Source organism: Rhodococcus sp. EPR-157, from assembly GCF_001647195.1.
Classification (GTDB): Bacteria; Actinomycetota; Actinomycetes; order Mycobacteriales; family Mycobacteriaceae; genus Rhodococcoides.
This window is the reverse complement of sequence record NZ_LVCV01000234.1, coordinates 1-19621: the sequence shown is the minus strand read 5'-3', so window position 1 is coordinate 19621 and position 19621 is coordinate 1. Positions and strand designations below refer to the sequence as shown.

The 19621-nt window shown below is 60.0% G+C and carries 22 protein-coding genes; 11 read left to right on the top strand and 11 right to left on the bottom strand.

The window, feature by feature from the left end:
* Positions 1-16 precede the first annotated feature (16 nt).
* From A2J03_RS31015 to A2J03_RS10660, 3 genes are read left to right on the top strand one after another with little or no spacing between them, the layout of a single operon-like run.
* Complete coding sequence (locus tag A2J03_RS31015; RefSeq protein WP_197480708.1) at positions 17-172, top strand: hypothetical protein; 156 nt, start codon at positions 17-19, stop codon at positions 170-172.
* Complete coding sequence (locus tag A2J03_RS10665) at positions 169-1218, top strand: TerC family protein (protein WP_068373214.1); 1050 nt, start codon at positions 169-171, stop codon at positions 1216-1218. Before A2J03_RS31015 ends, A2J03_RS10665 begins: the two co-directional genes overlap by 4 nt.
* A gap of 58 nt (positions 1219-1276) precedes the next feature.
* Entirely contained in the window at positions 1277-1825 is a 549-nt protein-coding gene (locus A2J03_RS10660; protein WP_068373211.1) for a Dps family protein, read from the top strand.
* A gap of 5 nt (positions 1826-1830) precedes the next feature.
* On the opposite strand, the gene A2J03_RS10655 is transcribed toward A2J03_RS10660, so the two are convergent.
* Positions 1831-2499, bottom strand: coding sequence for a PAS and ANTAR domain-containing protein (locus A2J03_RS10655; RefSeq protein WP_156520314.1), 669 nt, complete (start codon positions 2497-2499; stop codon positions 1831-1833).
* Between the two features lie 311 nt (positions 2500-2810).
* Between A2J03_RS10655 and A2J03_RS31010 the strand changes: the two genes are divergently transcribed.
* The 4 genes from A2J03_RS31010 (at position 2811) to A2J03_RS10640 (ending at position 5859) form a co-directional block, all read left to right on the top strand.
* Entirely contained in the window at positions 2811-2966 is a 156-nt protein-coding gene (locus A2J03_RS31010; protein ID WP_197480707.1) for a DUF6131 family protein, read from the top strand.
* An 85-nt stretch (positions 2967-3051) separates the two neighbouring features.
* A complete protein-coding gene (locus A2J03_RS10650) occupies positions 3052-3951 on the top strand; it encodes an alpha/beta hydrolase fold domain-containing protein (RefSeq protein ID WP_068373206.1) in 900 nt (299 codons plus the stop codon).
* Positions 3952-4141: 190 nt separating this feature from the next.
* Positions 4142-4726 carry a giguanylate cyclase gene (locus tag A2J03_RS10645; RefSeq protein ID WP_068373204.1) on the top strand — a complete coding sequence of 195 codons (585 nt, stop codon included), beginning with the start codon at positions 4142-4144 and terminating at the stop codon, positions 4724-4726.
* Positions 4723-5859, top strand: coding sequence for an NAD(P)/FAD-dependent oxidoreductase (locus A2J03_RS10640; RefSeq protein WP_068373201.1), 1137 nt, complete (start codon positions 4723-4725; stop codon positions 5857-5859). The genes A2J03_RS10645 and A2J03_RS10640 overlap by 4 nt, the downstream gene beginning before the upstream one ends.
* Positions 5860-5872: 13 nt before the next feature.
* Here the strand turns inward: A2J03_RS10640 and A2J03_RS10635 are convergent, their stop codons facing one another.
* Positions 5873-6547, bottom strand: coding sequence for an SIR2 family NAD-dependent protein deacylase (locus tag A2J03_RS10635; protein WP_068373198.1), 675 nt, complete (start codon positions 6545-6547; stop codon positions 5873-5875).
* 31 nt (positions 6548-6578) lie between these two features.
* On the opposite strand from A2J03_RS10635, the gene A2J03_RS10630 reads away from it, so the two are divergent.
* A complete protein-coding gene (locus A2J03_RS10630) occupies positions 6579-6764 on the top strand; it encodes a hypothetical protein (RefSeq protein ID WP_156520313.1) in 186 nt (61 codons plus the stop codon).
* A gap of 1545 nt (positions 6765-8309) precedes the next feature.
* On the opposite strand, the gene A2J03_RS10625 is transcribed toward A2J03_RS10630, so the two are convergent.
* The 9 genes from A2J03_RS10625 to A2J03_RS10585 all read right to left on the bottom strand — a co-directional run bounded on the left by A2J03_RS10625 (position 8310) and on the right by A2J03_RS10585 (position 16845).
* The gene (locus tag A2J03_RS10625; protein ID WP_068373192.1) at positions 8310-9767 is read right to left on the bottom strand and encodes a phage major capsid protein; all 1458 of its coding nucleotides are present in this window, start codon (positions 9765-9767) and stop codon (positions 8310-8312) included.
* Between the two features lies 1 nt (position 9768).
* A complete protein-coding gene (locus A2J03_RS10620; protein ID WP_068373189.1) occupies positions 9769-10380 on the bottom strand; it encodes an HK97 family phage prohead protease in 612 nt (203 codons plus the stop codon).
* Between the two features lie 357 nt (positions 10381-10737).
* Positions 10738-11058, bottom strand: coding sequence for a hypothetical protein (locus A2J03_RS31005; RefSeq protein WP_197480706.1), 321 nt, complete (start codon positions 11056-11058; stop codon positions 10738-10740).
* Between the two features lie 527 nt (positions 11059-11585).
* On the bottom strand, positions 11586-11828 hold the full coding sequence (locus A2J03_RS10610; RefSeq protein ID WP_068373183.1) for a hypothetical protein: 243 nt from the start codon (positions 11826-11828) through the stop codon (positions 11586-11588).
* The gene (locus A2J03_RS10605) at positions 11825-12070 is read right to left on the bottom strand and encodes a helix-turn-helix domain-containing protein (RefSeq protein ID WP_068373180.1); all 246 of its coding nucleotides are present in this window, start codon (positions 12068-12070) and stop codon (positions 11825-11827) included. Before A2J03_RS10605 ends, A2J03_RS10610 begins: the two co-directional genes overlap by 4 nt.
* A gap of 260 nt (positions 12071-12330) precedes the next feature.
* Positions 12331-13695, bottom strand: coding sequence for a hypothetical protein (locus tag A2J03_RS10600; RefSeq protein ID WP_068373177.1), 1365 nt, complete (start codon positions 13693-13695; stop codon positions 12331-12333).
* Positions 13696-14236: 541 nt separating this feature from the next.
* Positions 14237-14515, bottom strand: a complete 279-nt coding sequence (locus A2J03_RS10595; RefSeq protein ID WP_068373174.1) for a hypothetical protein — start codon at positions 14513-14515, stop codon at positions 14237-14239.
* On the bottom strand, positions 14512-16053 hold the full coding sequence (locus tag A2J03_RS10590; protein WP_068373171.1) for a recombinase family protein: 1542 nt from the start codon (positions 16051-16053) through the stop codon (positions 14512-14514). The genes A2J03_RS10595 and A2J03_RS10590 overlap by 4 nt, the downstream gene beginning before the upstream one ends.
* A gap of 207 nt (positions 16054-16260) precedes the next feature.
* Complete coding sequence (locus A2J03_RS10585; protein WP_068373168.1) at positions 16261-16845, bottom strand: DinB family protein; 585 nt, start codon at positions 16843-16845, stop codon at positions 16261-16263.
* A 240-nt stretch (positions 16846-17085) separates the two neighbouring features.
* On the opposite strand from A2J03_RS10585, the gene A2J03_RS10580 reads away from it, so the two are divergent.
* The 3 genes from A2J03_RS10580 to A2J03_RS10570 all read left to right on the top strand — a co-directional run.
* On the top strand, positions 17086-17265 hold the full coding sequence (locus A2J03_RS10580; protein WP_156520312.1) for a hypothetical protein: 180 nt from the start codon (positions 17086-17088) through the stop codon (positions 17263-17265).
* Between the two features lie 92 nt (positions 17266-17357).
* Positions 17358-18347 carry a DICT sensory domain-containing protein gene (locus tag A2J03_RS10575; protein WP_231912482.1) on the top strand — a complete coding sequence of 330 codons (990 nt, stop codon included), beginning with the start codon at positions 17358-17360 and terminating at the stop codon, positions 18345-18347.
* A gap of 206 nt (positions 18348-18553) precedes the next feature.
* Positions 18554-19621 (top strand): DUF222 domain-containing protein (locus tag A2J03_RS10570; protein ID WP_156520311.1); only part of this gene is annotated, 1068 nt, incomplete at its 3' end.

Sequence of the window (19621 nt, the reverse complement as noted above, 5' to 3'; positions counted from 1 at the left end):
AAAGGAGCACCGTTTCATGGCGTCATTGATACAGAAGCTGCAGGTGTTCTCCCGCAGCCCACAGGGTAAGAAGCTGATTGCACAAGCACGTGCGTACGCCACCAAACCCGAGAACCAGGCCAAGTTGAAGAGCCTCGGGTCTCGGCTGACGAGTAAGGACACTCGCCGATGAACGTCCCGGTATGGGCATGGGCGGCCTTCGCCGCCGTCGTCGTCATCCTCCTGGCCATCGACCTTCTCGCCCACCGCGGCGCTCACATCATCGGTTTCAAGGAAGCCGCCTGGTGGAGCGCACTGTGGGTCGGCGTCGCACTGATCTTCGGCGGAGTCGTCTTCGCCACCCTCGGCACCACGGCGGGCGTCGAATACACCACCGCCTGGCTGCTCGAGAAGAGTTTGTCCGTCGACAACCTCTTCGTGTTCGCGCTGATCTTCGGGTACTTCAAGGTCCCCCGCGAATACCAGCACCGAGTGCTGTTCTTCGGCGTCATCGGCGCTCTCGTCTTCCGCGGTATCTTCCTCGCGGCCGGCGTGGCGATCGTCAGCAAGTTCACCGTCGTTCTGTTCGTCTTCGCCGCGATTCTTCTCTACAGCGCGTGGAAGCTGATGAAGGACGAGGAGGACTCGTACGATCCGAGCCAGTCGATCGCCGTGCGACTACTCCGCAAGGTCATCCCGGTCCGCGACGAGTACGACGGCACCAAGTTCTTCGTCAAGGAGGCCGGCAAGCGCGTCGCGACTCCGTTGCTCGCCGTGGTCGTTGCCATCGAAGCAGCCGACCTCGTCTTCGCCGTGGACAGCGTTCCCGCCGTTCTCGCGGTCAGTGACGACCCGTTCATCGTGTACTCCTCGAACGCGTTCGCAATCCTCGGACTGCGCGCCCTGTACTTCCTGCTCTCCGGGCTGCTCGACAAGTTCCACTACCTGTCCAAGGGTCTTGCGATCATCCTGGGATTCATCGGCGTCAAGCTGATTCTGCAGGCCAGCCACAAGGTGATCAGCACGTCCATCCCGGAAATCCCGTCGGTGGTCAGCCTGGTGGTGATCATCGGAGTTCTTGCAGGCTCGATCATCCTGAGCCTGAAGAAGCCGCCGAAGGAAGAATCCGACGCAGGCGACGCCACTGTCGCCGAGCACACTGGTACCGATACAGATGCCGGTGCCGGTGCCGTCGACGCAGCGACCCCGAGCCTGACGAAGGACTCGGAACAGAAGTAAGACGTACGTCCGCTACCCGGGGTGTTTCGCACGAAGCCACCCCGGGTAGCCGTGTGTCATGAGCAATTCGAATTCCTACACCGTGCCCGGATTGAGCACCGACGAGGGCGCGCGCATCGCCGCGCGCCTGCAAGATCGGCTGAACGCGTACAACGATCTGCACCTGACTCTCAAGCACATTCACTGGAACGTCGTGGGGCCCAACTTCATCTCGGTCCACGAGATGCTGGACCCACAGGTCGAGGCAGTGCGCGGATTCGCCGACGAGATTGCAGAGCGGATCGCCACCCTCGGTTCCTCCGCCCACGGAACCCCAGGAACCATCGTCGACGGACGCACCTGGGACGACTACTCGATCGGCCGTGCGACCGCCATCGAGCACCTCGGCGCACTCGACCTCGTCTACGTCGGCGTAATCGGTGACACCCGCAAGGCGATCGAAGAGATCGGCGACATCGACCCGGTCACCGAGGATCTGTTGATCGGTCAGAGCGGGCAACTGGAGCTGTTCCACTGGTTCGTCCGCGCACACCTGGAGAATTCGGGCGGTCAGCTCTCCACGTCGGGAGCGAAGAGCGAGAACGAAGCGGCAAACAACGCAGGCTGAAACGCTCAGCCGCAGCAGACATCGTGCCAAGCGCCTCCGCCCTCGGGCGGGGGCGCTTGTCGCTGCGTGCAGACGCCGGGTACGCGTTCGTGCGCAGTGAGAATGAGATGACTGACATTGGCGCGGAGGTCGCCGTCGAGTGGATCGGAGCCATGCAGGTCGAGCATCACTTGTTCCGCAAGCGACCGCAGTTTGACGTTGTGCATCTGAGATTGCCACGACAGAACACCGAACGCAGTGTCTGCGTCGACGCAGAATGCCAACATCAACGCGCCTTTCGCCTGCTCGATCACCCCACGGGAGGCAACGACGGTCTCCACCGCGTCTTGCACACTCTCCGCCACGACCGTATTCGTCGTTCGACTGACATCGACGACGTAGCCGGACATCTCGACCGTTACCCCGTTCGAGTCCTTGATTCCACTGCCCACGAAGACGATATGCCTGACGTCGTTCGACGGGGTGATGATGCGGAGCGCATTGACGCACCCGATGCCGGACGCGAGCGTCGCCGACATCACGGCCGCTGCCTGCGCACGATCGTCGGGGTGGCACGCATCCAACAGCAGGTCTTTCGTCGGCGTGACCTCGTCCACCTCGTAGCCGTAGATTCCGAACAGCGCGTCCGACCAGGACAACACGCCGTTCACCATGTCGAATGCGAAAGTACCCACGGTGCACGGAAAGGGCTCTCCGGCGGGAGGTCCAGCCGCGTGTTCAACCCTGGTGCCCCTCGCTGCATGAGTAAGGAATACCAGCTCGCATCACTTTTACCTACTCGATCCATGAATGTCGGTAGTAGCGAACGTTTCGAACCCGGATTGTCGGGGTAGTTCCAATTGCCCGGCGCTCCAGACTCGGAGTGTCGTGGCGTTTTCGTCCATTCGAGGAACGCCCCGGGTACGCAGTGAGAGTTCGGCGATCAACGAACGTAGGTCGGCGGATGTCGCGACAGCGACACCCAAAATCGAAAGAAGGTAAGACAGTGATCGTCCTGGGAATCATCCTCGCCCTGATCGGCTATTTTGCATCGATCAGCATCTTGACCACGATCGGCATCATTCTTGTCGTCGTCGGCGCAATCCTGACCATCCTCGGCGCAACCGGTCGCGCGGTGGGCGGACGTAAGACTTTCTATTGATCCACCGGTAGTGGACATTCGACGAGGCCCCGCACTTGAGTGCGGGGCCTCGTTCGTGTCGTTCCACCCGTGAAATAGTGACTGGGTGACCAGTCTTGCCGCCCGCCTGATGCCCCTCGCGATTCGGTTGCGGGGATCCAAACGCCGATTCGGTTCGGTCGACCGCACGTCGGCACAGATCGACAAGACACTCGCGGCGCCGGCGTCGTACGAACCACCGCGTTCGGTCACGAACAAAGTCGCGGTGACACGTGACGACGCGTCGGGATGGCCGGTGTACCGCATCTCCCCTCGTGATTCGACGCCCACACGCGCGAGCGTGTACTTCCACGGCGGCGCGTACATCGCCGAGATAACCGGAACCCACTGGCGAACGATCGCGAAACTCGCAGCTGCCGCAGACACGACGTTCGTGGTACCGATCTATCCCTTGGCCCCGACAAAGACAGCGGCGACGACCGTCGCACGCGCCGCGGAGATCGCCGAGTCCGTGACAATCGAGTTCGGATGCGAACACGTCGTACTCATGGGCGATTCGGCCGGCGGCGGCATGGCGCTCGCTGTGGCGCAGCAACTTCGCGACGCTGGTGTCGCGTCGGTTGCACACATCGTGTTGATCTCGCCGTGGTTGGACGTCGCGATGACCGACCCCGAGATCGAGAAGATCGCACCCCGTGATCCATGGCTGGCGGTGCCGGGAACCAAGCTTGCCGGTGAACTCTATCGAGGTGACCTCCCGGTCGACGACCCTCGGGTCAGTCCGCTTCGCGGTGATCTGCACGGTCTTGCGCCGATGTCGCTCTTCAGCGGTACCCGGGATATTGCCAACGCGGATGCCCGATCGCTTGTGAACGCCTGCCGGTCGATCGGTGCTCCGTTGCACTATCACGAAGCGTCGGAGATGTTGCACGTCTATCCGTTGCTGCCGATTCCAGAAGGCCGTCGGGCACTGGCAGTGATCGCCGACGCCCTGACCCGCGCCTGATCGTCGGAGCTGGCCTGCTCGGGGTCGAGAACCAGCCTTCGGGCCATGAATCCTGTACCCGCACAACATGTTACGAATATTCTCTCCCAGCTGGGGCGAGCAGTTCGAGGCTGGTCGTATCGAAGCAATACCCGGTCAGCGCCGGGATCACTGTGCTTGAATCGGTAAGGACATCGACAAGGGGTGAAACATGAGCAGTGCGGTCGCGTCCTCCGAAGAGCACTACCAATGGGGAGTGGACTTGATGTCCTCCCTGGCTGTGCAGGGGATCGTCAAGAAGGTCGTCGCGCTTGCAACTCTCAGCATGGCACTGGTCGTCACCCTGGAAATTGGATTTGGCTATGGAGCCACGACCCCCATCCCCACGGCTGTCCAGTGGACGTCGATGATCGCGGCGTACATCATGGGACTGTTCTGGCTGGTCGGACCCTGGCCGACGCTCAACCAGGCATTCGCGTTCGTGGTGATCGCGAACATCGCGATCTTCGCGGCGACGATCGTGGCCGACTTCCCACCCGAGATCACCCTGGGTAAGACTGCATTCTTCATCGAGATCGGAATGTTCGTCGGTTTCTTCTTCGAGCGGTGGATGCTGGCGTTTCACGTCCTGTTCTGCATTCTCGCCACGAGCTTCATCGCGATATACGTTGTGGCGTACGAGGATGTGGCCGTGCTGATGTCCTTCGTGGTCTGGTTGCCGGTAGTGGTGTCGATCGGTGGATTCGTGCTCCTGCTGCACTTCGCAGCCAGGTCGATGAGGCTCGAGTTCGAGTGAGCAACAGACCGGCGTGGGATGACGACCCGATCGTGTCCTCGTGGGCCGGGCTACCTGTACTCGACGACGCCGTGACGGCCGACGCGTGCGTCGTCGGACTGGGTGGTTCCGGGCTCGCAGCGGTGGATGCACTCGTCTGCCGTGGTCTCGACGTGGTCGCGATAGACGCCGGACGCACTGCAGCGGGGGCCGCCGGCAGAAACGGCGGGTTCTTGCGCGGTGGTCCTGCGACCTTTCTCCATTCCGCAGTCGAGTCCTGGGGCGGGGTTGCTGTCGAGCTGTACCGCAAGACGCTCGAGGAGATCGATTCACTGGAAGCCAAGCTCGGTTCGAGCGTCATCCGGCGGACCGGGTCGATCAGACTCGCCGGACTACCCGGAAACACCGACGATGCGGAGTTGTTTGACTGCCGCACCTTGTCGCGGGTTCTGGGCGAGCACGGCATCGCGGCAGAGACCTACGACGACGAACTGGGTCAGGGCATCTTCCTTCCCGACGATGCGGTCATGAACCCTGCCCGCCGCGCGCTCGGACTTGCTTCGCAGCTCCGCCTACGCGCCCAACTGTTCGAACACTCCCCTGTCACGTCCATTCGATCCGGTTGCGTCGAGACCCGAAACGGGTCTGTGAGTGCGGCGTTCGTGATAGTCGCAGTGGATGGAAAGCTCGACAGAATTTTCCCTCAGCTACAAGGTCGAATACGAACGGCGAGACTGCAGATGCTCGCGACCGAGCCCGTTCTTTCGCGTCGCCTTCCGTGCCCGGTGTACGGCCGCTGGGGATACGACTACGCGCAACAGGACCGCGAGGGGCGGTTCTACGTCGGCGGCGGTCGCGACCTGTTCGCCGACGACGAATGGACCGACTCGGACGAACCGACGGCTGCAGTGCAACGGCACATCGAATCGGTAGCGCAGTCGATGGCAGGGCACCCGGTGAAGGTGACCAAGAGGTGGGCCGCGTCGGTCGGCTTCACCGAGGACGGCCGTCCACTCTGCACCACCGTGGACGACGGCGTCATCGCCCTCGGCGGATACAACGGAACAGGAAACCTGGTCGGCCCAGTGGCCGCACGCGCAGCCGTCGAGCATTTTCTCGACGGCGCCCCGGTGCCCGGGTACCTCAGCGCATGATTGCGAACACTCTCTACCTGAGTGAATCGACGAGCGCTGGAAGTCCGATCGCCGCAGTGGTGCGCCAGCGGTAGTCGGCCATGTCGGAGATCTCTGTTTCCACGGGGTTGATCTCGACCACTGTGGCGCCGGTACTCCGAGCCATCGCAGGAAGTCCAGCAAACGGAAAGACGACGCCAGACGTGCCGACCACCAACACGAGTTCGGCGGATTCGACAGCATCGACCGCCGCAGTCCATTCGGTTTCCGGAAGTGGCTCGCCGAACCAGACTGCACCGGGACGCATCGGTCCACCGCAGTCGGGACACGGCGGCGGTGGCACCCGGTCGGTGAGCTCGTCGAGCGGCTCCAGCTCCGGTCGAGAATGCAGTCCGCACTCCGAACACCTCGGATCGAACAGGCTGCCGTGCACGTGCGCGAATACCGTCGACCCGGCCCGTTCGTGCAAGTCGTCGACGTTCTGCGTGGCAATGTCGAGGTGGACGCGCTGCTGCCATGCCGTGAGCGCAAGATGACCTGCGTTGGGATTCGACCGTCGAACCAACTGGGCTCGCCATTGGTACCAGCCCCACACCAGATCGCTGTCGCGCGCCCAGCCCTCGGGACTCGCCAGATCGGCTGGATCGAAATTCGACCACAGACCGGTCTGAGCGTCACGAAATGTGGGAATCCCGGACTCATCCGACATCTATAACAGGCACCGGTCAATCGGAGGAATCATGGACACGAATATCGTCGCAATCACCAACTTACTCAGCGCAATTCGAGAATGCGAACACTCACTGGAAGATCTGAAAGGGTGCGCCGAGAGCTACGTCACACACCCGTCAGCGAATTCGGCAGGACTCGTCGGCATGGCACGCGCTCAGATGATTCTCGCGGCATCGGAGATTCCAGTCATTTAATTCGCATAGCAAAAGACCTCAATAAACTCTCGAATTAATCGGGATAAACGTTTATCGAGGTCTTTTCATGTGCTAATTACCTTCACGGTACGTCCGCATTCCGTTGCGCTGGTGGCGGATGCTCCAAGTTACTCGCCGGTAACGTCTTTGCAAGCCTCTGACCAGGCGTTTTACGCCCTGACCAGCCGGAATTTTTACACTTAGAGAGAAAACGGCGCGACTCCGGGGTCGCTTGACCCCTTAAGTAATCGGGTTATGCATTCCCCCCCACCGTCCTAACCACCTAACCCACACAACCTACCCTCGGCCTACGTAGGGGTGCACGAACGCGATTAGGAACGTGTAATTCAACGCGAATACAACAAAGGCAGAACGTGTAATTCAAGGTGGTAATGCAATCGGTGAATAGAGGTGTTGCAATTCGCGTGCAGTCAATTCGGACTGACGACATTCATTCGGTAGAACACGCGCTGTGCTTGACACGGATTAAGCGTGCATTCACGGCAGACGACAGCGAATGCAACAAAGCAAAGAATGTGAATTCAATATGAATGAGTAAGTGTTCTATTCAAGGTGTGTCATATCAGTGTGCAATGAGCAACGTATGCATAGGACACACAGCAGTGCAGTCAGTGCAGTCAGTCAGTCAGTGCAGTCAGTCACAGTCGTGTGTTGTGTAACGAATCATGTTGTGCAACAGATACATAGGTAACACACAACGAACGAAGGACAACATCATGTTGTTGACACTTGTTCAACGATTGACATTCACAACAGCATTCATCGGTTGGTGGTGAGGGACCGTGGGCTGTGGTGTGTATCGTGCGCGTAGCCATACCGGGGTAGGCATTCATACCAGCCCTGCCGAATTCGTGCGCCTGCGTTGATCTGAGCGGCCTGCAATTGACGGCCCCTGCTCTCGTCGGTCAACTGTCCGGTCTTGGACACCTGTCCCAACTGGTACGAGCGAACTCCGACCCGACTCCGACTTCTCTTCTTGCGCAACAGGTTTCGGATCTTTCTTGTACGTCGTCGGTCGTTTTCGTCCCAAGCTGTCCTCACGAGTCGGCGACGGGGTAGGCGGGCCATCTGGGGATAAAGTATGATTTTGTACTTTATCTGCCTTCACGGTTTGCACATGCACACCGAGCGTATCCGCAATCTCCTGCTCCGACAACCCGACTGCGGCGGCAACCCACGCTTTCCTGTCGTCACCGAAGACTGCGCCTAGATCTCACTGGGACACCTAGATATTTTCCAAACGGAAAATACCGGAACTTTCCTTCGCTAAATAACATTTGTTATTTAGCTCGCAATGCTGTGTCATGTAAACGAGGTCTCGTTTATCCCACTGGGACACACTGAGGGCACGAAAACGGCTCGACCACCAGGTAAAGGATGGGATGACGAGTCCCAAAACCCTGATGATCGAGCCTTTATCGTGTGTCGGTGCAAGTGGAATGAACACGAGTACCGACGTCCGAACCGCCCAACGCCAATTGTCAGTTCGGAGCTTGCTGGTGCGCGGGTACACCAAGTCCTATGTTACGCGGTGGTAGCGATGTTGAGAGCGCGGAACCCGTTGTTGTTCACAACGTCCCCACCAATTCGTGTGTACATCACTGCGCCGCGCTGACCGGTAGGCCTACGGTTCGCACCGAACAACTGCGGAATGATCTCCAAAGTCGTACCGATCCGGTTGACCACAACGTAATTCGACCAGTCCCCGTAGATCAGCACGACGTTCGTCGTATCGGTCACAGCGGGATCGAATCCGTCGAGAGTGCTCATCTCGTTGAACTTGCGGCCGAGCAGAACGCCGTTGGCAAGCTCGGGGAAGACCGTTGCGCCATTGGCGGTCTCGAACTGCCTGACACGCCCGATAGTCGAGAGGTTGCCCGTCCACTGTGCGTTCGGCTGAAACCGGCTCGGGAGCGCACCTTGCAACGCGTACACGTCCGACGCGGCCAACGTCTCGGCAACACCCGGCGTGACGATGTACGGAGCGCCAGCGGCGACGAGAGCGGTTATTACGCCCCTCGGCTGATTGGTGCCAGTACCCGTTGCGAACGCCGTCGCGGTGAGCTGTTCGATCCCGTCGACAAGCAAGGTCCGAAGCTCATCGAGCAACGCCGACGAATCCTGTTCGACTTCCCACGAAAACGGAATGAACGCATCGGCCTTGTGCACCGGGATAACCGGGTTGGCGATCGTAGGTGATGCGTCGGCCATTTCCTGCGCTTCGGGAGTCCACTCGGCAGTGACACCGGCAGAACTGACACCCCGCCATGCTTGACCGGTGATCGTGACGTTCTTCGCAATCGCCCGAATCGGGTTCACGCTGCCACCACTGGTCAAGATGATATGCGGATCGAGCGAGAGCGGAACAAGGTAGCCACCCTGAGAACCGGTGCCCTCGTTCATCGCGCGGGAGAGTGCCTGCGCTGCCCGGAACGCTTCGACCTCGGGGCCGGTGAATTCCCGGTGACCGTTGACCGGATCTCGGTACAGCTTCGTGAAGGCGCTGCGGTAGAGAGGATCGCCAGCAATCTTCGCGTACCGGGTTGCCGTACTGCCTTCGTCGCCGCGCATGAGGCTTTCGACGGTGCCAGCCTCGGCCTCGGTAATGACCTTGTGCTTGACGTCGGCTTCGAGGTTGCGGAGCACGATGTCTCGGTCGGAAGTGCCCCTGGTACTGAGCAGGTGCCTACCTTCGTACGCGTTGGGGTCCGCTCCGGGGTGTCCAGCCTCGAACGATCCACCGTCCACGAGACTGCGCAAGCGTGCTTGCTTCTCGACGGCTTTCGTTTCGAGTCCTCGGAGTTCGGCGAGACGGTCGGAGATTTCCCCGATTCGTTCGTCCTCGTCATCGTCCAAGTCCCGGTGTTCGGTTTTGGCATCTTCGATCAAGTCGCGGGCTTCGTCACCGAGTTCGGTGAGTTCGTGCCGGATCTCTTCGAGGGAAAGGGTGCGCTGTGGCGCGCGATTACGATTACGTCGCATTTCAGATTCCTAGGAGTTTGAGCTGCCGCTCGGCGGCAAGCAATTTGTACGGGGTGGAACTCAAGTCGCGAACACCAACAGAAGTACCGGCATACGCGGGAAATGCCACCGGACCGAGTTCGGCTAGCTTCACTTCTTTGATCGTCCGAGTCAGAGTGCCGGTGTCGATCAAGGATTCGAGTCGATCGGGTCCGACTACTTTTCCTTTGGCGTCTCGCCAAATATCGGCCAACACGACGAATTTGAAACTCATGCCGCTCACGGCACCGGATTCGATTGCTTGCCTTACGGGTTCAACGACGGCGTTGTCGTGTAGTCGTGCGCGGATAAACAAGCCCTGCGAATCTTCTTTCAGCTCTTCGATACTCGCGATAGGAACGGAGCCAACCCGACTATCGCGACCGTGGTCCCATTGGACGATCGGAATCCGTTCGGCAAGCGTTTTCTTGAATGCACCGGGTGCAATCTGCTCTTTGAACCGACCTTCCCAACCGGTGATCTCGGTTAGTTGATTGAACACGGCCCCGTAGCCTTCGAGGGTGCGCCCATCATTTTCGTCGGTGTTGGTCGATCTGAAAGAGACAGACCGCTCGACATAATTCTTCTGTTTCATGTTGTGATTCCTGAGTTTTCGGGTGCGGAGAGGACGGCGCGGGGATAAAACGGATTTCCGTATTACCTCGCGTGTGTTGCGGCCCTGCAATCCAAGCAAAAGAGTGGAACTAAGATGCGCCCCTGCGCTATCCGTCCCGGCTCTATCCCGGTGTGGCAGGTGAAGGAATCGAATCGACTTCGGCCTGCTCGCTCAGAATATCAGAACACTTGCTGCACAACGTGTCCTGAGAGCTGCGTATTCGTCGACCACACTCGCATCGGACAATCGTAGGCTTGCAGTGCTCGCCGTAAACAAAGCCGATGTTCGGGTGAAGCGCCCCGCGCATGTTCTTCATATCGTCGCGTCGCCTTGCGGTCATTCGAAGTCATCCGGGATCGTATCGGGCACGAAGCCGTCGACAGTCATTGCGTCGACCTCGGTTTGCGAATCATCTACTAGCCAAGCGTGTTCGATCATCGCGAAGTCGAGTCCAGCACAACTAGCGATTACGAACCTTCCTTCGTGCCGAATCGAAACACCGGGGTTTGCCTGCATTCTTGCCTTGCTCTCGTCATCGAGATTGTCGTACGCGTCGGCCAAGACTTCGCCTAGCTTCATCGTCAAGATGTCCACGTGCTTCTCCTTCGATTCCTCGATTTGTTTGCGCTGTCTACGTTCTCGGCGGCTCTCGGTCATGGGACGTCCTCTACTGTCGGGTCCGGGGTCGCTACACCGGTCGGCATCGGCTCGATGGTGGTGGACGTCCAATCGGTCGACGGTGGTTGCGGTGTTGGTTCCGTCCATACGGTCGTCGTAACGGCTGGCTTTGCGGTCGGTGGTTCTGTCGTGACGACAGCCGGGGCTTGGTAGCTCGGCTCTTGATAGACGGTGACTGTAGACGGCCCTGAGACGTCTGTAGGCGCGTGTTCTGGCTCTCGCGGTACGACTGCACCCGAATCGGCTTGTGGACTCGACGTTGCCGATTGTGAGTTGGTCGTCGTTGTGGTGGTCGTCGTTGTGGGGGTCGCCGGGTCGGTCGTAGCTGGCGGTTGCTTCGATGGACAAGGGCAAAATGCGAAGCGCGAAAATGAGTTCTCCCACTGCGCGAATGACTTCGGCCAGTCGGATACCGGGAAGCTCCTTTCGAAGCTCTGCGACAAGCTCGGGCATGTCTATCGGCTCGCTGCGCGCGAGTGCCCTCAGGATCGCAAGCTGAATGTCGCTCATGCTCGGCCACACGAAGGGCACGGCTGCGATTCGGCCGCAACGTATCTCGGCGTAGCCGTCTTACTGACGTTGAGAATCTTCCCGTGAGCCAGCAGAACGGTGGTGTCTCGAATCGTTTGTTTCTGCCTGCGGACTCCGAAAGATGCAATTTCCGATCGCGAGATACCCTCGGCTGGCGCGTACTTGGCGATTATCTGGAAGGTGTTTCGCGTCTCGCGGTCCCAGTAGAAATCGGTCATCGTGCTACCTTCCCGCTGAGTTCGTACTTGAAGCCACCGCGTCCAATAGGCGGCTGATACTCGGTGCGCGTGACAGTGCCCTCGGCTACGAGTTCAGCGAGCAATTGCGTTACCTCGGCCCGCTCTGTCGATCCGAATCTCGCTCGAATCTGTGCGGTGTTGACCGGTTCGTGCTGCGCTGCGAGGCAATCGAGGATGCGCTGTCGACGGGCTGCGGTTCGCTTGCCTGGTGTGTATGTCATCGTGATCTAAGCCTTTCGAGGGGTGTCGGGGTGTCAGGGGTGTCAGGGGTGTTTGGCCTGCGACTGAAATTCGTTGTTGAGCCTTCAAGTTAGGCAGGAGCGTGACCAGGGGATATAGAAAAGAAGAAGAAAAAGATTCATTAGTAGAATCAGAGTCACGCAGGGTCGTGACACCCCTGACACCCCGACACCCCTGACACCCCTCCACCTCGGATTCAGTACCGCGCACGCAGCTTTCCGACCGCGCCTGACACCCCTGCCTAGTCATGTTCACCCCGCTCCTGAGCGGTAGTCAGGCGCACATATCGTTTTCCGACCTGGCCCTGACTCCTCACAGGAATCTCTTTGAAGAGTCCCTGTTCCAGCGCGAGCGCAACTGCTCGGTCGTAATACGGCTCACGGTCGTTCATCGCGAGTTTTTTTCGCAGCTCCGACCCCGTGTATTCGTTGCCTGCCACCGTCTGGCGCACAAGTTTGGCCGCTTGCATTGTGACCGCGCTCTGCTCTTCCTCTATCCGAGCTTTCGCCGTAATCCCCTCGGCCTTGCCCCGCTTCTCGGCTTTCGACTTCGCTTCTTCTAGCTCGGCCTTCTCGATCGTCTCCTGAATTGCTTCTCTTGTTCGATCTGATCGGTAGATGACATACTCTGCCAGCGCCCAATCATCAAGCGTGATTTCGTTTCTCTCGTCCAGAATGGCGAATGCTGCGGCGACTTTAAGCTTTGTCAACTGCTTGTGTGAGTCGATTCCGCCCTTACCGGACCGGACGACGGCCTTACGTGCGGCGCGAATCTCGGCGCAGATAGCGGGATCGACGGTGAACTCGCGCAATCCTTCCTCTGGTCCTAGCTCGAATGCAAGCGTGTTGAGATAGAACGGTTCCGGCTCCGTCACGTCGTGGTCGGGCATATACATGTCGTGGGTAGGTAGCCAGACGAATCGTTGCGGCAATCCTGAATCAATTTGCTGCAAGATGACGTTCGAGCGTGTCGGCTGCGCTCCGATACCGACGTTCATCCGGTACTTGTGTCTCGGAACCAACAGGCCCTTTTCGGCTGCGGCATGCGAATGTCCCAGGGTCTCACCGGAGAACGCTTTGCATAGTTCTGGAAATAGCGTTGCGCCGCTTCGACTTGTCACTGCGGAGAGTGTGTCGATCTCGGCGGCAGAGAACAGCGCACGATCGTTGTACTGGAACGGCACGGCGGCTGCGTCTTTCGTAGGCTTCGTGAGCCGCATGTACTGCGCGACAATTCCTTCACCGCTACCGAGTGTCGGATTAGGTAGCTCGTATGCGTTCACGATCTCGTTGTGAGTCAGAACCTCTCGCGCGACTGCTTCGGAAATCCCTTTACCGCCGCCTGATTCACCGACATAGATGCCGAAGAGATTGAGGCTGGCGTGACTTCCAACAATCGGCGGCAATACCCATCGAGGATCGATCATTGCTACCTCACGTAGCATCACGGCGAGCATTGTTGAATATGGCGCGGCTAAGCGGGATTGAGCGAAGTCATGGATATGTTGCAGAATCGGACGAGAGGCCCAAAACGCGTTTTCGGCTTCCTCGAACCTGTAGTCGTCCAGCGCGGCCCGAATACGGGCTACCTTCGGATTGATCGTCATATGTGTGCATCACTATTCTCGCGGGTTCGAGTTGTGGTGTGGCTTACGGAGATTCACGGTACTCCTTTGCGGGGGGAACTGCCTGCACGCTCAACACGCCGAGCTGACCAGCATCTTCTATTGCGCGCGAGTACAATTCAACGTGTGTGCTAGTCCGGGTGTGGTGACCCGCTTACACGACAATGCCCCTAGCTCAATTTCTCCGGCTAGGGGCATTGTCGTGTTCTACGAGAGGAATTCGAATGGTTGACGACCGACCCAAGAATCTAAGCGCAAGGTGCAAGCACGAAGCGATCGGGGAACCCGTGTGCCGGAAAATCGGAACCTACAGTGTTCCTTGGCTTCCTGGGGAATACTGCTACCAACATGCGGTACAGGCTCATGTCGAGCGCTCGCGCGAAAACAGGGTAAAGCGGCTGTCGACCGATCGCTTCGATGCTCACTACGGCGTGTCGGTACCGGCCTGACGTCGGAAAACCGCCTCCGCTAGGCACAGTCCGGCGCATACTCGACAGATGACAAAATCTGCGATCAAAAGCGGTTATTCGAGCCGAATCGCACCCGGACCGCGTTCCTCTCCATCCGTGGTTGTCCAAGTGACAGTCGCCTTCTCGATGATGTCGCGCGAAAGAGGGCCTGTCGTGCCGACCAGCGCGCTTGCACGCACGTCTCCGCACTCGACCACGGTGCCGTCGCCCAAACAGACTTTGACGTTCTGGACATCCGACCCCGTGGTGTTTGCGAGGACGTAGCCGACCGGTTGGACCCGACCGTTCTTTTCGGTACCAATTGCCTCTGCGGTGAACCAGGTTTCAATCATTCGAAGAATACTATGCTCGCTGTCCGACGACGTCCTGCATGCGAGCGAGCATGGGCTATGACCAGGTGATTTATCGCTTTCGATGGTAGTGAGCCAGATCGCAGTCTTTGGATATTCGAACGGTCGCGTCGGACGACAGACACCTTTGTCGGGTCGAACACGTGGGTGCCACCCTTACCAGCGCGAAGAATCGTCACGACGACGGCAGCTCGGACCATCTCTCGGCGCTCGAATATGTCGGCGGCTTCCCACGCTCCCTCGGCTCCTGCGGCGAGCTTCGCCAACAAAGGATTCGACGTACGCTCGGCGGCTGCTCGGCGCTCCTGCGCAATCTGAGGCAGCAAGGATGCTTCGATACGGCCCAACAACGCCGCTGACAACCTGCCAGCTTCGAACTCGGTCAAGGCATCGTCAATCTGCCCCTGTAGCTCGGCGGCTCTTTCGAGGTGGTGCGCGCTCGGTGTCTCTCCCCCGTCTGCCGCGCCGGTCTGGTCCATCAGGTATTCATCGGCCAACTTGTCCGCGATGACGGTCAGAAGCTTCTCGGTGACGTGCGCGTCGACGTCGGCTTGACTTCGGGACACATGACGATCCGGGCAGGCGTATCTCGATAGCCGCTGTAGCTTCGGTTGTGCTCCCATGACGCCCACGGTTTGACCGCAGACTCCGCATAGAAAAATTCCGCTCCCTAGGTGCCGAACAGGACTGCCGCGCTGTGTAACTCGGTTCGGATCGAAGAATATTGCGACCAAAGCGCGGTGCTCGGATTCGGAAATGATCGGTGGCCAGACAGCTTTGGTGGTGTGTCCGTGGTTCTCGCGTAGTCCGGCGAGCGCGGGGCGCATGAGCATTTGTCGGAGTGTCGACGGTATCCACTCGTTGCCGTTGATCGTCGTTATCCCGCGCTTATTCCAGTCTTTGACGATCGAGTACAGCGTTTTACCGTTGAGAATGTCCGACGCTGCTTCTCGAATATGTGGCGCGGTTGTCGGATCGAGTATCCACGTCTTTTCGAACGTGGCGGGGTCGACCGTCTGCATGAAACCGAAACCGAGTGCACCGTTTGGCCTGCCTGCTTCGGCATCGGCACGTTTAGCCCTCAAAACTCTTTCTCTGGTCTCGTCGGAATACTTCGCGGCTATCGCTGATTCGACAGTTCCGATAAAGCGGTCACCGCTGGTTCGAAAGTCGTAGGTTCTGCTGCCTGCGCGGAATAAGACGTTCCGCTCTTCACATAGTTCCTGCAATGCGAGATGTTCGGCGGTGCGCCTGCCTGCCCTGGACAGCTCCCACACGACCAGGACCATTTCCGGCTTGAGTATCTGCGCGAGCGACTTGTAGCCTGGGCGCTCTTTCGTGGAATATCTCGACGCGCTCACCGAATCGTCGGTGACAACCTCGGCTACGTCCCAACCTTCTTGAACGCACGTCCGGGTGCACTCGACTATTTGCTCCTCGAAGCTCTTGCCGGTGCCGGTCCGGTCTCTCGATACCCGCGCATAGATAGCGGCCTTGACCTGTCTGTCGTCGGCGTCCATGTCCTGCTCCTCACCTGGTGTAACACTCCTCGTCCAAGTGACGATTCACCACCGGTGGGGCTTTGTACAGTCAGCCTCCGCAGACACCCCCGCACCGGTGAGAACGGCAACCCTCTGTACCGAACGTGCCAGTTCGACTACAGCGCTTGGTACCTCGATTCCGGTCATGGACGCCAGTGTGCCACGGCCCCCGGACGTCTCACGTAATCAATTCGCACAGCGACGAGCTGCGTCCTCCACCCTTCGCCGGAAGTCGAGCCACTCCTTCTCGCCACCGGGTGCCATGTTCTCGTTCCCGACGGTCAGTCCTACCGAACCGTCGATCAGCTCACGAACGATGTCTGCGTGCCCCGCATGGCGGTCCATGTCCGCGATCACGTGAACGATGATCCGATGAAGCGTGACGGTGGCTCGATCTTCGGGCCAGTGCGGTACGTGGCCTTGCGCGTCGAGAGGGAGCTCGGCAATCGTCGCGTCGGAGTGCGCGCATATTTGCCGGTACAGGTCGATGACGTAGTCGGATGACTCGTCCGCCGTCGCCCACATGTCCGAGTTGAGTTCGGCGCCATCCTCGGCCCACGGCACGACGCCGGGAAACGGCCTGTCGAAGGTCCACGCGAAATAGCCGAGTTCGACTGCCGTGAGATGTTTGACGATGCCGAGGAGGTTGGTAGCGGTCGGCGTCATCGGTCTACGCATGTCGTATTCCGAGAGCCCCTCCAGCTTCCACAGAATCGCGTCCCGCCCGAGCTGTAGGTATCTCTGCAGATCCGTCTTCATGGAGTCGGTCATGCACATACCTTGACAGAGGGTGCCTATTCGATTCCGTTGGGTCGAAAGCCCACGGTGACCACACGCGCATTACTGTTGAATCACAACACATTCAAGACATCAGCAGTCCTACGGCGTTATCGATTCGTTACTCTTGTTATGAAGTCGTGACACTTCGGATGGCTGGACAGAAATCTGGATCCGTCACGATGGATCAAGGCCTGCAGGAAGAGGACAATGGAAGACGCGACGCTAGCACCCGTGAGTCCAGGCCGTAGTCGTACCCTGGTCGACAAACTCGATCACCGGGTGGCCGTCGGCGCGGTATCCGGCACCGTTATTGCCGCGTTGGTCGCTTTCGACGCGGGCGGAAACGTCCTCGTCCTCATGTTCGGCGCTCTGCTTCTAGGCATCGCCGGTCTCGCCGCCGCTGCACTGTAGCTCCGACCGCGAGAGAGGCGGACAAATGACTGCGAGATTCGAAATGCAGCATGGCCTCCACACCTGAGTCACCCTGCCGATGCAACGCACCCGTGGACATACCCGCGCCCATCCATTCTCCGGCCGCCGAACTCACCACCTCGTGCCCGAGTCCCCGCCGAATCGACCTACTGTCCGAAACGTACGTGGTCCACGACCGCTCTCTCGTGGACAATCCGGCGACCATTCTCAGCAAGGTGGAGACCGCCAGGGACCAGTACCGTCGAATCGCTGTCGACGACGTAGGAACTCGGCCAGAGTCACTGACGCTGCTTCCCCTCATCGAACCTGACATCATCGTTCTTGCGCCCGAGCTGACATGTGCAGCTCCGGACACTACGGCCGCCCGAGCCCTGCACGTTCTCGCCGCACAAGCAGAGAGGACGGGCGCCGTCATCGTTGCCAGCGGAGTCGACTCGGAGCGGCACCGGACCAGGGCACTGGCCCTGGGCGCATCCTTCGGCATCGGAGCGCTGTTTCCACCCGCCACCGTCGACGGGGCAGGTCCGCGAGATGTGCTGATTTCCCCGACATGGAGTACGCCGTCGTGCCATTCTCGATCGCCGTTCGATATCGCGTCGACCGGTCAGCCGAGCGCGGTCAGCACGAAGAGTCTGCTCGTCGAAATGAGTTGCCAGATCGAGTCGCAGGCGTCGGACGCAGGGCCCGACACGATGGTTCTCGGCACTTTTCAACACGCCCACCAATTCGCATCTCCGACGCAACGTCGCTGGCAGCGCATGGCCGGAAACGTTGCATACACCGGCATCTATGGCATCGACATGGCCGGCGTGACGGTTCCGGGCATCGTCAGCTCGTCCATAGATCCCTCCGACGAGCTGGTCGAGGAATGGAACGTCGTCGTTCTGGGCCAGTTCTTCTGCTGCGTATTGTCCGCGCGTGATTTGCGTTGGGGTGACAGCGAACTCGGGCGGACATTCGAATACGTGGTCTCCCACGACCGAGGAACGGTTGTCCGTTGCGCACGAGCAGTGCTGTCGCGATTCGACAACGCGACACACCCCTCGACCGCGGCGCCCTAGCCACGATTCCCTGACGAGCCACTGTTCATGCGGCTACATCATTCGCCTCGGGCATCTCATCAACCCCAGAAGAGGTTCGGATGTGAGCCGAGTTTCGCGAATAGGGGTGCGTCTGTGCAGGATTGGTGACTTTGTCGGTGGGGCGGGTTACAGTTCCAGCAGTGAATCGAACATCAGTTCGAACTTCGGATGCAGGGGGGTGACGCATGGCGACGACCGAGTGTGAGGACACCCTGCTCGACGAGGACACCCTGCTCGACGACGTCATCGGCCTCGACGAAGCCATCGCCGCCCACACCGCGTTCAACGCCGCCCACGCCGACTACCTCGCCGCCCTCGAACGTTTCTACGACTCCCGCATCGCACGCTTCGACACCGACTCGATCCCCCGCTCCCTCGACGCCGACCGCATCGCCCACACCTCGGCGATCAACGAACTCGCCTGCGCCACCACCACCACACCCGGAGTACTCGAATCCGCACTCAACGTGTGGTGGGGGAGCAGAACCTGCTACCGAGAACTGTTCACCGACGGCGCCATCAGCCTGGACATCCTGCGCACCATCCGAGACCACACACTCGGTGCCGCACCGGAGATCCTCGCCGCCCTCGAACCCGACATCATCGCCGCCGCCGCACACTTCACCCGCGAACGACTCGGCCGCGAAATCGACCGCATGATCACCGCCCTGGACCCCGACTTCGACACCCGCGCCCGTAAACGCGCCGCGAACACCACCAAAAAAGTACGACTCACCCCACTACCCCGCGGAATGGCCCGCATGTCCGCCGTCCTCGGCGCCGCCGACGCCGCCGAACTCACCGCACTCCTCGACACCGAAACCGCACGCGTATGCCCCCAGGACCCCCGCACCCTCGACACCCGCAGATCCGACGCCTTCATCGCCCTCACCCGCGGCGGACACCTCACCTGCCTCTGCAGACAACCCCACTGCCCCACAGCCGAACCCACCCCGGCCGAACCTGCCCCCAACCCGGCCGAACCCACCGCAACCGAACCCGCCCCGGCCGAAAACGGCACCGATGACGGAGTCCCGGAGAGCGGTAGGCCCGACGATGGTGGACCCGACGATGGTGGGCCTGATGAGGGCGGCTCTGATGGCAATGGGCCCGGAGGCGGTGGATCAGACGACAACGGGCCTGATGCCGGTGCACCTGGTGATGGTTCTCGCCCTCCCTACCCCGGCGCCCCGGACGCCGGACACTGCCCCTGCGGACGACCCCTCCCCGACACCATCCGCCACCCCCACGGC